General features: G+C 63.6%; 9 protein-coding genes and 1 riboswitch. Of the genes, 7 read left to right on the top strand and 2 right to left on the bottom strand.

What is annotated here, in order from left to right:
* Window positions 1-12 precede the first annotated feature (12 nt).
* The gene (gene sspI / locus IDH44_RS04130; protein ID WP_190914978.1) at window positions 13-234 is read right to left on the bottom strand and encodes a small acid-soluble spore protein SspI; all 222 of its coding nucleotides are present in this window, start codon (window positions 232-234) and stop codon (window positions 13-15) included.
* A 111-nt stretch (window positions 235-345) separates the two neighbouring features.
* Between sspI and IDH44_RS04125 the strand changes: the two genes are divergently transcribed.
* The 6 genes from IDH44_RS04125 (at window position 346) to IDH44_RS04100 (ending at window position 10,369) form a co-directional block, all read left to right on the top strand.
* Window positions 346-1,011: a potassium channel family protein gene (locus IDH44_RS04125; protein ID WP_190914976.1), complete on the top strand. Its 666-nt coding sequence runs from the start codon at window positions 346-348 to the stop codon at window positions 1,009-1,011.
* Between the two features lie 10 nt (window positions 1,012-1,021).
* Window positions 1,022-1,831: a TrmH family RNA methyltransferase gene (locus IDH44_RS04120; RefSeq protein WP_190914974.1), complete on the top strand. Its 810-nt coding sequence runs from the start codon at window positions 1,022-1,024 to the stop codon at window positions 1,829-1,831.
* 979 nt (window positions 1,832-2,810) lie between these two features.
* Window positions 2,811-5,117: an alpha-amylase family protein gene (locus IDH44_RS04115; protein ID WP_190914972.1), complete on the top strand. Its 2,307-nt coding sequence runs from the start codon at window positions 2,811-2,813 to the stop codon at window positions 5,115-5,117.
* A 167-nt stretch (window positions 5,118-5,284) separates the two neighbouring features.
* Window positions 5,285-6,892, top strand: a complete 1,608-nt coding sequence (locus tag IDH44_RS04110) for an extracellular solute-binding protein (RefSeq protein WP_190914970.1) — start codon at window positions 5,285-5,287, stop codon at window positions 6,890-6,892.
* Between the two features lie 36 nt (window positions 6,893-6,928).
* Window positions 6,929-9,238 carry a helix-turn-helix domain-containing protein gene (locus tag IDH44_RS04105; RefSeq protein WP_190914968.1) on the top strand — a complete coding sequence of 770 codons (2,310 nt, stop codon included), beginning with the start codon at window positions 6,929-6,931 and terminating at the stop codon, window positions 9,236-9,238.
* 120 nt (window positions 9,239-9,358) lie between these two features.
* Window positions 9,359-9,440: riboswitch (ZMP/ZTP riboswitch) on the top strand.
* A 71-nt stretch (window positions 9,441-9,511) separates the two neighbouring features.
* Window positions 9,512-10,369: a bifunctional 5,10-methylenetetrahydrofolate dehydrogenase/5,10-methenyltetrahydrofolate cyclohydrolase gene (locus tag IDH44_RS04100; RefSeq protein ID WP_190914966.1), complete on the top strand. Its 858-nt coding sequence runs from the start codon at window positions 9,512-9,514 to the stop codon at window positions 10,367-10,369.
* 155 nt (window positions 10,370-10,524) lie between these two features.
* Here IDH44_RS04100 and IDH44_RS04095 read toward each other — a convergent pair whose 3' ends face one another.
* On the bottom strand, window positions 10,525-10,998 hold the full coding sequence (locus tag IDH44_RS04095) for a ribonuclease H-like YkuK family protein (protein ID WP_190914964.1): 474 nt from the start codon (window positions 10,996-10,998) through the stop codon (window positions 10,525-10,527).
* A 460-nt stretch (window positions 10,999-11,458) separates the two neighbouring features.
* On the opposite strand from IDH44_RS04095, the gene yunB reads away from it, so the two are divergent.
* Window positions 11,459-12,442: a sporulation protein YunB gene (gene yunB / locus IDH44_RS04090; RefSeq protein ID WP_223869356.1), complete on the top strand. Its 984-nt coding sequence runs from the start codon at window positions 11,459-11,461 to the stop codon at window positions 12,440-12,442.
* Window positions 12,443-12,513: the final 71 nt, after the last annotated feature.

Raw genomic sequence — 12,513 nt, 5'->3', positions numbered from 1 at the left:
AAGCCTTCATCGTTATCTGGCGCCGGCGCCGCTCAGCTGCTGATGGAGCGTGGCGACCATGGATTGGCGTGCTGCAGCGTCGCTGCCTTGCCAGATGAGCTCGAACAGCACGCCGAGACCGGGCAGGGCGCGCTCGTCGCTGTCGATCGAGTCCTCGATCACTTCGGTCAGCTCATTGCCGGGCTTGTTGTGTACGCGTTGCTTGATCGCTTGCCGCAGATCCAGATTGTCCAATTCGATCCCTCCGTATGTTGTGGTGTCGCCTTACTATTCCCGCGGCTTGGCCTTTTCATCCGACGTTGCTATACTTAAGGACAGATCAATGCACAGAGGGGAAGGGCACTTATGGCCAAAAAGCAATACGCGGTCATCGGCATGGGCCGGTTCGGGACCAGCGTAGCCAGCGAACTGACAGAAATGGGCTTTGAGGTGCTCGCGATCGACGAAGACGAGGACCGCATTCAGGATGTTGTTGCCCGCGTCACCCACGCGGTGACCGCCGATTCCACCGACGAGGAGGCGCTGCGCTCATTGGGCATCCGCAACTTCGACGTCGTCGTCGTGGCGATTGGCCAGGACATCCAGGCGAGCATTCTGACCACCCTGATCCTCAAGGACCTGGGCGTGCCGACGATCATCGTCAAGGCGCAGAACGAGCTGCATGGCAAGGTGCTGGAGAAGACGGGCGCGGACAAGGTCGTCTACCCGGAGCGGGACATGGGCTTGCGCGTCGCGCACAACCTCGTCTCGCCGAATATTCTCGACTTCATCGAGCTGTCCGACGATTACAGCATTGCCGAGATCAAGGCGCCCTCGGCGATGATCGGACTGAATCTGCTGCAGCTCAATATTCGCGCCAAATACCGCTGCAACGTCATGGCCATCAAGACGAACAACAAAATGAACATCTCGCCGTACGCCGAGGATGTCATCAAGGAAGGCGACATCCTGATCGTCGTCGGCAAAAATACCGATCTGACGGGCCTGGAGCTCGCCTACTCCGAGGAGTGACGATATCGACATGGCAGGCGAACATGCGCAAGCGCAATTAACCTCTGTACATAATCCACGCGTCAAGCAGTGGGCTGCCCTGCTGGACAAAAAAGGCCGGGCCAAGCAGGGCCAATTCCTCGCCGAGGGCGTGCATCTCGTGCAAGAAGCGCTGCTCTCGGGCGCGGCCGTGGACTGTGTCGTCTATGATGCCGAGCGCGGCGTGCCGCACGAGCTGGAGCCGCTGCAGGCGGGCTCGTCCGCGCAATGGATCGCCGCGACGGAGCCGATCCTGGCCAAGTGCACAGGTACCGATACCCCGCCGCGGGTATTCGCCGTCGTGGCGATGCCGCATCTGCGTCCGGAGCAGCTCTACGGCGCGGAACGGCCGGTCGTGGTGCTCGATGCGGTGGCCGATCCGGGCAATGTCGGCACGATCATTCGCGCCGCCGACGCCGCGGGCGCGGCGGGCGTCGTGCTCGGCAGCGGGTGCGCCGATCCGTACAATCCCAAGACCGTCCGCTCCACGATGGGCTCGCTGCTGCATCTGCCGGTGATCAAGGCGCCGCTCCCCGAGCTGCTGGGGGAGGCGCGCCGCCGGGGCGCCCGGCTCGTCGGTACGGCGCTGGACGCCGAACGCGACTGCTATGCCGCAGACTGGACGGGCCCGGTGTGGCTCGTGCTCGGCAGCGAGTCGCGCGGCATGTCGCCAGAGGTGCGCGAACTGGTGGACGAGAGCGTGCTGATCCCGATCGAGGGGCGGGCCGAATCGCTCAATGTGGCGATGGCAGGGACGATCCTGCTATACGAGGCGCTACGGCAGCGGACAAGGACGCTATGAGCCCCTTGTCCGCTGCGCCAGTCCTCGGGGGCGCTGCAATCGCCGCTTAGTTGCTGCGATCGAGGCGTAGACGCTCCGCTAGTCGCGGGATTAGACGCCGCGCTATTTGCTGTGCAGTCGCTGCGCCAGTCGCCGGGCTACGAGCCGCTTAGTCCCCGCGGTCGCGGCGTAGACGCAGTGCAATTACGGGATTAGTCGCCGTGTTATCGCCGCTGTCTCGGCATAGACGCCGACGCCGCGAAGTCGCTGGGCTGGACGCCGTGCAGTCGCGGAGCTAGTCGGCCCCCCCGCGGAGCTATAGCGTAATGAACCATGTTGCTAGCTGGGCTAAGTGTCCATTACAGAATAACCTGGTGCGATTGAAACCGTCCTTATCCCTTCACCATCGACCAACGAACCTAACGGTTGCCACAGCGGCTATTGCGCCCAAAAAAGCGCCGATTGAATTGTAACGGTTGCCACAGGTCTTATTTTCTTGAAATCCATTGAAAAGACGCGATTGAGGCCAAATAAGCGCTGTGGCAACCGCTAGCCTGGAAATCGCCTGAAATCGATCGAAATAAGCGCGCTGGCAACCGTTAGCTGAGGTGAGGTGCGTCCGTTTGCCCACCTGGTGGATGAGCTGTCTTTGGTTATTTCGAGAAAGATCCTAAAGCCTCAAGAAGATGGCACGAGCCAAAATCGTCAAGCCAAAGTCGTCAAGCCATAATCGCATGGCAACATTGACACTGGCGGAGACAGCGGCATATCCGCCTGACGCTTGAGCTAGCGGTAGGAAGCCGCAATTAATTTGGCATGGGGCGCAGCAGCGCCGCATACGCACCGCATATGCACCGCAGGAGGGAGCGCGCTCCCTGCTGTGGTTTTTTCTGTCTCTGGCAGCGATCGCAGCGCTGTACAAGAAATGTCCGTAGGAGGCCGGCGTCGTTTTCTTTACAATGAGAAAGGAGAAAAGGGACAAAGGAGGACACGGGTAACGATGAGCGAACCGATATGGCCGAGTGAAACGCAGGCCCGCACGGGCTCCGAACGAAATGGTCAAAAAGAGGCGTCGTTCTGGAGCCGGCCGTTCCGCCTGCTGCAGCCGAATCTGCGCAGCATCGACGCGCGCGGGCTGGACGTGAAGGCACTGGTGCGGGAGACGGCCGCTTATGGCGCCAATGCGATCCTGGTCAACGGTGGCGGCATTCTCGCATGGTATCCGACGAGCCATCCGTACCAGAGCGTCAATGCGGAGATGAAGGGCGATTATCTCGGCGAGGTCATCGCCGCTGCACATGCGCAAGGCCTGAAGGTGCTGGTGCGCATGGACGTGAGCAAGAGCTTCCCGCATGTGCTGGAGCGGCATCCCGACTGGTTCCGCCGCGATGCGAAGGGCGAGGTGAAGCGGCATTGGGAGATGCTGATGACGTGTCCGACCGGGCCGTATTGGGAGCAGTACAATTTCGAGGTGGTCGGCGAGCTGCTGCGGCGCTATCCGGCGGACGGCCTCTTCTTCAATGCGTTCAATTACTTGCAGTGCCATTGCGAGCGCTGCCGGGGATTGTTCCGCGAGACGACGGGGCTGGCGCTGCCCGAGGAGGAGGACTGGGACGATCCGGCCTGGCAGGCGTACGTACGCTACCGCTACGAGCGCTTCGCGGATTACAATCGTCGTCTGGCCGCGTATATCGAGCGGATTGCGCCGGGCACGGTGCTGACGATCGATACGAATCTGACCTCGGACACGTACCGCGGCATTCGCGAGAGCGGCTGGTACGCGCCGCAGTTCGCGCAGGGCAGCGCCTGCATCACGAGCGAGGCGTTCAACTTCTACGACCGCCCGGCGCCGAGATGGCCCTACTGGGCGGGAGAGGAGACGATGCTGGGCAGTCATATCAAGCACACCTGCATCATCCTGAGCTACAGCAAAACGATCTACAGCCGCCGGTCCGCCCAGCCGGCCGCCCAGCTCGGCTACGATCTGATGCAGATCGCGGCCTGCGGCGGCTCGCCCGCCGTGGCGCTGAGCGGCCAGTTCGATCAGGACGATCGGCAGGGCCTGCCGATCGTTCGCCGGCTGTTCACCTATCTGCAGCGGCACGAGCGCGAATACGCCGAGCTCTCGCCCTGCGCGGAAGTCGCGATCCTGTATTCGCAGCGGACTGCCGACGTCTATGGCCGCGACGACCCGGCCGGTCGCTGGCAGAGCCACTACCGCGGCATGTACGAGATGCTGGCGGAATGCCATCTGCCGTTCACGGTGCTGCACGAGGGCAGTCTGACGGCGGAGCGGCTACAGCGCTATCGCTGCCTGCTGCTGCCCAATATTGCCGTGCTGACGGAGGACGAGGCGCGGTTGATCGACGACTATGTGGCCGCCGGCGGCCATGTCATCGCGACGCATGAGACCGGCCGCTACGACGCGAGCGGCCGGCTGCGCGACACGCTGGCGCTGCGTTGTCTGGACCGGCGCGTGCCGGACGAACCGCCCGTCGCCTGTACGTACCTGCAACTCGGCGACGCGCGGCTGCGGGCGGCGCTGGGGGGCGAGATCGATCTGCTGATGGCCGAGGGAGGTCTGCTGCGTACCGTGCCATTGTCGGAGAGGCCCGCCTCGCATGAGGCGCTGCGCACAGGCAAGGGGCTCCAGCGAGCGGATCGATCCGGAGCTCCGGAAGGGGCCGGGGCGGCAGCTCCGCAGCCGGCACGTCCCGAGAGGTCGGAGGCACTGGACAGGCTGGAAGAACTCGATGCTCTCGATGAGCGGGATGAGCGGGATGAGCGCGATGAGCTGCATGATCTGCAGGACCTGTACGGCATCCCCGCCGTGCGCAATACGACCCCGGAGTTCGCCTATTGGACGGATACGACCGACGTGCCCGGACTGATTCGCCGGCGCTGGGGCGCGGGGACGAGCACGTATTTGCCTTGGGCAATCGATCGGCTGTATCATACGAGCGGTGTGCCCGAATACCGAGCGCTCATCGGCCACCTGGTGCGGTCGGTCACGGGGACGCCGCTGCTGCGGACGGACGCCCCGGCAGGCGTGCAGGGTCTGATCGGCAAGCGCGCTGCGGGCGGCTATCTCGTCCATCTGCTCAACGGCGTTGGCACGCCGGGCAAGCCGCTCACCGAGACGGTGCCGCTGGGCGAGCTGACGGTGGAGGTGCGGGGCGAGGCGGCGAAGGCCCGCTCGCTTTTGCACGGAACGGCGTACCGCGTGGAGCGAAGCGCCGCTTACAGTCGCATTCGCGTGCCGGCCTTGGAGCTGTTCGACGCCATAGTAGTAGAGCCTGCACAATAATCGCATGCCCCAGGGCGGCGCGGCGGGGACAATTATTGACCACGAGCGGCAAGGCCCCGAGGCGTCAACGATTGTCTCTAGTGCGCCCCGGTGCGGGGCGCCTACGATGAAGAGGAAGCGGCACGGCAAGCTGTATCCGCTTACACCTATTAGATGGAGCGTGAAGCATGATGAACAAGAGAGGGCCTGCACGCAAGCACTGGATCGTATTGCTCTGCCTGACGCTGCTGCTCGGCACGGCGGCGGCTTGCTCGAGCGGATCGGACGCAGGCGGCAATAGCGGCATCGGAGGCAATGGCGCAGGGGGATCCGGCGGGGCCGGCACGAACAACGGCAATGGCGGGAACGGCGGCGACGACGGTCAGGATTCGTCCGCAGCGGACGAGCCGCTGCATATTCAGATGTTCGCCGGGCTGTACAACGAGCTGCCGCGCATGGACAATGCGTACTGGACCGAGTGGCAGGAACGTACGAATACGGTGCTGGACATCGAATGGGTGCCGTCCGGGGATCTCGATACGAAGATGGATCTCGTGCTCGCCTCGGGCGATCTGCCGGAGGTGCTGTCCTCGCCGAATATGCGGCCGCCGCTCATCAGCGCGATTAAGAACGGCGCATTCTGGGACCTGACGCCGCTGCTGGGCGACTTCAGCGATTATCCCAATCTGGCGAACAACCTGGCGCCCAACTGGGAGAAGTACGTCTCCGTAGACGGCAAAATCTACGGCCTGCCGCGCTCGCGCTCGCGCATGGACATCGGCATCAAGATGCGCAAGGACTGGCTCGACCAGCTCGGCCTGCCGGTGCCGAAGACGCTGGACGAATACAAGGACGCGCTCAAGGCGATCGTCGAAGCCGACCCGTCCGGCATGGGCACCTTTGGCCTGATCGGCCACGGCGTCATCGTCGACGACGGCGACGATGCGTTCGCCGGCGCCTTCGGCGCGCTCGACCCGTACTTCAACGAAGCTGGCGGCTACGTCCCCAAGGAGCTGACGCCGATGTACGGCGACATGGTGGAGTGGTTCCGCGGACTGTACAGCGAGGGGCTGTTGGCACAGGAATTCTCGGTCATGAAGAAGACGCAGGCGGAAGAACTGTATAAGTCGGGCCGGGCCGCTTCGTATCCGCGCAGCATCTGGTGGGACAAGGAATACGAGGATGCGATCTCCAAGACACAAGCCGATCCAGAGATCGTCAATCTCGCGCTCGAGGGTCCGGGCGGCGTCAGCGTCAATCTGGCGACCGGCGTATCCGGCGGCTACTTCATCTCCAAGAAGGTGCCCGAGGCCAAGGTGAAGCAGATCCTGGATTATCTCGAGCTGACCGCGTCCGAGGAGCTGACGGAGCTGGCGTACTATGGGCTCGAGGGCGTGCATCACGAGGTCATCGACGGGCAGAAGGTGCTCAACGACCTGGGCCGCGAGGAGATCAACACGACGTCCAAGGGCGCTGGCGTGCTCGCCTACGCGAAGTGGGGCAAGGTCGAGAGCGCCTCGGGCAGCAAGGAATATAACGACGCGAAGAAGGAGTCGGTGGCGCATTTCGACGAAGTCGGCAAAATCGAGCCGAAAACCGGCCTGAATTCCGACAAGTGGCTGACCGAGTGGGCGAAGCATTCGAGCGAATGGCAGGCGATGGTGACGCGCGCCATCGTCGGTCAGATTCCGATGGAGGAGTACCGCGCCTACGTCGAGGAGCTCAACGAGCTGCCCGCGATGCAGGCCGCCTTTGACGAGCTGGCCGAGGAGTACGAAGCCTTTCACGCCGATTAACCCGCTCGCCGCATCAATGGCAAGGAGGAGATGAACATGAAGCTGCGCCGCCGCTTGTTCGGCGTCCCGGCGAATCGCTCGGGCTATTTTCGCAAGCTGATCTGGCTCGTCTGCCTGCTGATCTATATCCCGATCCTGCTGGCGGGCATCGCTTACTACCAGCTCTCCGTGCCCCGGCTCACCGAGGAACTGAAGGCGCGGCAGCTGGCCGGTCTGGGCGATCTGATGGCCCGGATGGAGGACCAGCTGGCGGCGGTGGAGTACGGCTCGCTGCAGTTTTCCAGCAGCGCGCTCGTGCGCGACTCGTTTTTGAGGCCGGATTTTGACCGCGATTATCTCTACCACGGCGACATGCTGGACAGCATGACGATTCGCAAAAATACGCACGCCGCCGTGCACGAGCTGATCTATTACAATGCGGCGTCGGATCTGGTCCTCTCCAACGAATACGGCTACGTGCCGGGCGAGCGCTATCCGCTACGCGGCGATCTCGCGGCGATCATGGCGGGCGGCCGCCCGGCCGGATGGACATACTTGCCCGAGGCGGGCAAGCAGGGTCTCGTCTCGTTCGTGCGGCTGCTGCCGGTGCATCGCACCGGCGCGGCCGAGGGCGCCGTGATCATTCAGATCAAGGAGGCGGACATGGCCCGCGAGCTGCGCGGCCAGTCGGTGCTGCAGGAGCAGGCGCGCTACCTGATCGCGGACGCGGCCCGCAAGGTGCTGTTTCATTCGAGCGACAAGTCGCTGCCGGGCACCGATCTGAGCGGCGACCCGGTCTTCGCCCGGATTGCCGGGACGCCGGGCAGCGCCGGGCTGATTCATGCGCAGGACGCGTCAGGCGAGGAGACGCTGGTTTTCTTTCGGCGTACGGTGCAGGACCGGCTCTACGTCGCGATGGTGCCGGAGGCGGTCATCGCCGCCCAGCTCGGCTGGGTCAAGACGATGATCGGCTATACGACGGCGATCGTGCTGTTGCTCGGCGGGCTGCTCTCGTACATCGGCTCCCGGGTCGTATACAATCCGGTCGAGCGTCTCATCCGCCAGGGCCGCACCGTATTCGCGCGTCGCGATGCCGAGGTCGGCGGCAATGAATTCGATTATCTCTCCGAATGCCTCAGCTACATGCATGAGCAATCCGAATCGCTGCGGCGCCATCTGCACAAGCTGGAGCCGACGCTGCGCGAGCAGTTCCTGGCGCGGCTGGTGAAGGGGCGGATCCCGCAGGCGCGCGACATCGAGCGGGAGCGGGAGCGGCTTGGGCTGATCGGGCGCGCCCGCTATCTCGCGCTGGTCGTCATGCCGGAGAAGCTGTACAAGGAGACGCGCTTCCTGCCGGAGGAGGCGCCGGTCGTCGCCTTCGCCATCGCCAACGTGGCCAAGGAGCTGCTGGCCAAGCATCAGCTGCAGGGCGAGGTCATCGTCGGCGACGAGGCGGAGTCGATCGTGCTGCTGCACGACGACGACCTGGCCGAGCGCGACGCGCAGGCGGCGGCCATTCACCGCTATGCCGAGGCGGTGTGCGAGGCGTTGGAGCAATACATGTCCTTCTCCGTGTCGATCGGGGCGGGCGGCTGGAAGGAGGGGCTGCTGCAGGTGCCCGCCTCTTATCGCGAGGCGCTGCTGGCGTTGCAGTGCCGGCTGTTCCGCAGCGGCAATTCGGTCAATTACTACGACGGCGATTCGCCCAAAAAGCAGCCGCTCTTCGCTTATCCGCGCGAGCTCGAGGGCGAGCTCCTGGACCGGCTGCTGCGCGGCGACGGGGAGGGCGCGCGGGCGGCGATGCACGCTTTTGCCGAGGCGATCCGCGTCACCGAGTCGTACAATCTCATACACCAGAGCTGTCACGTGCTGCTCTCCTCGATCATCCGCTCGCTGGAGGCGCAGGGGATCGGCCTGCTGGACATCATGGAGAACAACTGGTTCGAGCAGCTCAAGAGCCGCCAGACGATGGACGAGATCGTCGACTGGTTCCTCGACGTGCTGTTCCCGCTCTACGGCGATATTCTCGCCCAGAGCCGCAAGCTGAGCGGCCGCGCCGCCGTACAGAAGGTATGGCAGCATGTCAAGGACAACATCGGCGAGACGGTGTCGCTGACCGAATGCGCCGAGCTCGTCGGCATGAGTCCGTCCTACCTGAGCCGCCAGTTCCGCAAGGAGGCGGGCATCGCCTTCGTCGACTTCGTCATGTCCTGCAAGGTGGAGGAGGCGAAGCGGCTGCTGCGCGACACCGAGCGCAGCGTCCAGGACATCGCCCAGGAGGTGGGCTATTCCGAGCGCAATCTGAATCGCGTCTTTCAGCGGCTGGCCAGCATGTCGCCGGGCCAATTCCGGGCGAGCGAGCGCTGACGCGGGGAATGGCGTAACGAAGGCGATCCGGCGCAGCGGCCGTATCTCGAGGTTCGGCTGGCGCAGATGCCGTAGACCGTAGACATTGCGGCAGGATTTTGCTACCATAGGGGCATCAGTACCGCGGCACGCGACTGGCGGAGCATGGGCGACCATGGGGGAGCGTGCGCAGCGTCATATGCCGTACGCCTGGGCGAGAGGTAAGGGAGCGTGACTCCTTTGCCTCTTTTTGTGTATACGTACACTTCCAAAGTGCAGAGAGGATGGATGGGAATGAACAAGAACGAGACGCCGACGATTCTGGATGGAACGGCCCTGGCCGCCGAGTTGCGGCAGCGTGTGCAAGAGCGGGCGGAGGCGCTGGCCTCGACAGGGACCGTGCCGACGCTGGCGACGATCCTCGTCGGCGACGACCCGGCCTCGGCCACCTATGTACGGATGAAGGCGAATGCCTGCCGCAAGGCGGCAATGGCCTCGCGCATCGTGCGGCTGGACGCGCAGACGACGACGGAGGAGCTGCTGGCGTGCATCGCGCAGTTGAACCGTGACCCGCAGGTGCACGGCATCTTGCTGCAGCATCCGGTGCCGCCGCAGATCGACGAGCGCCGCGCGTTCGACGCGATCGCCCCGCTCAAGGACGTGGACGGCGTCACGACGCTCGGCTTCGGCCAGACGGCCTTCGGATTCGCCCGCTACCCTTCGTGCACGCCTGCGGCGATCATGGCCCTGCTGGAGCATTATCGCATTGACCTGCGGGGCCGCCACGCCGTCGTCATCGGGCGCAGTCCGATCCTCGGCAAGCCGGCCGCCATGCTGCTGCTGGAGCGCAATGCCACGGTCACCGTCTGCCACTCGCATACGTCCGAACTGGAGCGGCACGTGGGCATGGCCGACATCGTCGTCGCTGCGGTCGGCCGGCCGCGCTTCGTGCAGGGGAGCTGGATCAAGCCCGGCGCGGCCGTGCTCGACGCCGGCTACAATCCCGGCAATGTCGGCGACGTCGACTATGCCGCCTGCGCGGCGCGCGCAGGCGCGATCACGCCCGTGCCCGGGGGCGTCGGTCCGGTCACGATCGCCAAGCTGCTGGAGCATACGGTGGCTGCGGCAGAGGCGCAGGTTGCAGAGACGTAGGTGACAGAGGCGATGGTCTACAGAGGCGCAGAAGGCGCGCGCAGAGCGCGGCCCTCATCCGGACCGCTGAGCAGGTGCGCAGGCGACAAAAAGTCCCTCAGTCCGCAGCGGCGTGAACGCCGCCCGGACTGAAGGACAGGAAAAACTGAAGACCATTATTCCGCAAAGCGGTCCGCCACCGAGCTGGCGCCGTACGACAGCGGCTTGATGCGCGCCTCGTAACCGACCGAGGTGACCCAGCCCATGATTTCGTTGATCAGCACCTTCGTATCGCCCTGCTGGCCGATGTCGATGTGGATCTCGAGCGGCAATTTTTCGGTCAGGGCGTTGAGGCCGCGTTTGTTGAGCGCGTCGACGAGCTCCAGGCTGAGCTCGGTCTCGCGGTAGATGCGCTGGCGCAGATCCATCAGCGGCCGATTGCGCGTCTTGCGATAGAAGAAGCGGGCGCCTTGGCCGATGCGGTGCACGAGGATGACCGAGACCATCATCGTGTAGGTGCGTGTAGTATGCGAATCGGTGCCGATGACCAGCTTATATTGATTGTCGGGCGCCTGTTTGACATACTGATGTAATTCGGTTACCACCTGTTCCATCGACAGGTTGCCTTGCGTCGGGCTCACAAAGTTCATCTTTCGACTTCCTTTCATGCTCCGCCGTTCCCTTAACCTTATACGACGGGGCGATTGCGCGCAAGCAGCAGTTGCCCCCTTTTTGCGTAAGCCTTTGTAAAGGCTTGAAATATAGAAAGTAGATGACCGTTTTAAAGGCGTAACGGTTGTCACAGCGGCTAATCCGCCTCAAAATGTGCGATTTCACTTTTAACGGTTATGACGGTGCTTATTTCATTGAATTCGTCTGAAAAAGCGGGTTTTTGGCGAAATAAGCTTAATGATAACCGTTAGCTTCCATATGGGCCGATTTTGGCCCAATTAAGCGCGCTGGCAACCGTTAGCGCTTTGTCGAGTCAGCCGTTGGATTGGGCTTGGTGTCTGAGCAAGTCAGCCGCACGGTCGGCCCCTTTCCTTCTTTTTGCGGACTTGCCCGCATATGCTGAATAACAAACGCGGCTACGGGCAAGGAGGGACCACGATGGCAGGATGGAAGCAACGGCGCTGGCGCAAGCCGCTGCAGCTCAGGCTGCCGCGACTGCGTCTGTCCGCAGTGCAACGCCCGCGCCGCATGCGCGTGCAAGCGCCTCATAGCCGCCCTCGAATGCGTAAGCACTCGCCCCAGCGCCGCCCCCGGATGTGGCTCAGCCGGCCCCAGGCGAGGTCCGGGCCGCGTCTGCGCAGCCGCAAGCCGCCGCGGCAGCCGCGCATGTCCTCCCGTCGCAAACTGCTGCTTGTTACCCTGCTGGGGCTGGCACTGGGCACGGTCCTGTTTTTTGCCTTCGTGGAGCGCAATCTGCGCGAGCCGCTCATGCATATCGCCCAGCTGCGGGTCAAGCAGATCGCCACGGAGGCAATCAATCGCTCCATTAGCGAGCAAGTCGCGCAAAAATCCGACGCCGAGGCGCTGATCAATTGGAAGATGGACAACGCAGGCAAGGTGTCCGGCTTCATGATCGACTACAATGAGCATATGCGGATCACGTCGCAGACGATCCAGACCGTGCAAGGCACGATGAACGAAATTAATCATGTGCCGGAGCATGTGCCGATCGGGCAGGCGCTGGACAGCGCGATTCTGGCCTCATTCGGTCCTCGTGTCCCGGTGCGCTTCGAGATGATCGGCGCGGCGCAGGTCGACCTCAATACGCGTCAAAAAGCGGTCGGCATCAACAACATGCTGATCGAGGTCTATATTCGCATCCGGGCCGAGGTGGCCGTCTACATCCCCTTCGACACCCGGCCGCAGCTCGTGGAGACCGAGATTCCGATCTCCTATCTGCTCGTCGTGGGCGATGTGCCGATGTACTATTACGACAACAAGGGCAATCCGGTCGGCGACAGCGCCGGCGGCGCGCCCAGCATCGCGCTCCCGCTCCCCGATGGCGGTTCGCAGCAGGACAGTAACGCTGAGGGAGCGGCAGGGGGTTCGCCGGATGAAGCGCTCCCTGCGCCCGCGAACTGATCCGGCCGGCATTCGCTACGATCCCGATTATGGCGCCGGATGCAGCGGCCGCCGGGTCCGCGAGCTCATGC

This window comes from Paenibacillus sabuli, from assembly GCF_014705605.1.
Classification (GTDB): domain Bacteria; phylum Bacillota; class Bacilli; order Paenibacillales; family Paenibacillaceae; genus Paenibacillus_D; species Paenibacillus_D sabuli.
Note: the sequence above shows the minus strand (reverse complement) of the source record. Positions and strands in the feature narration are given on the sequence as shown.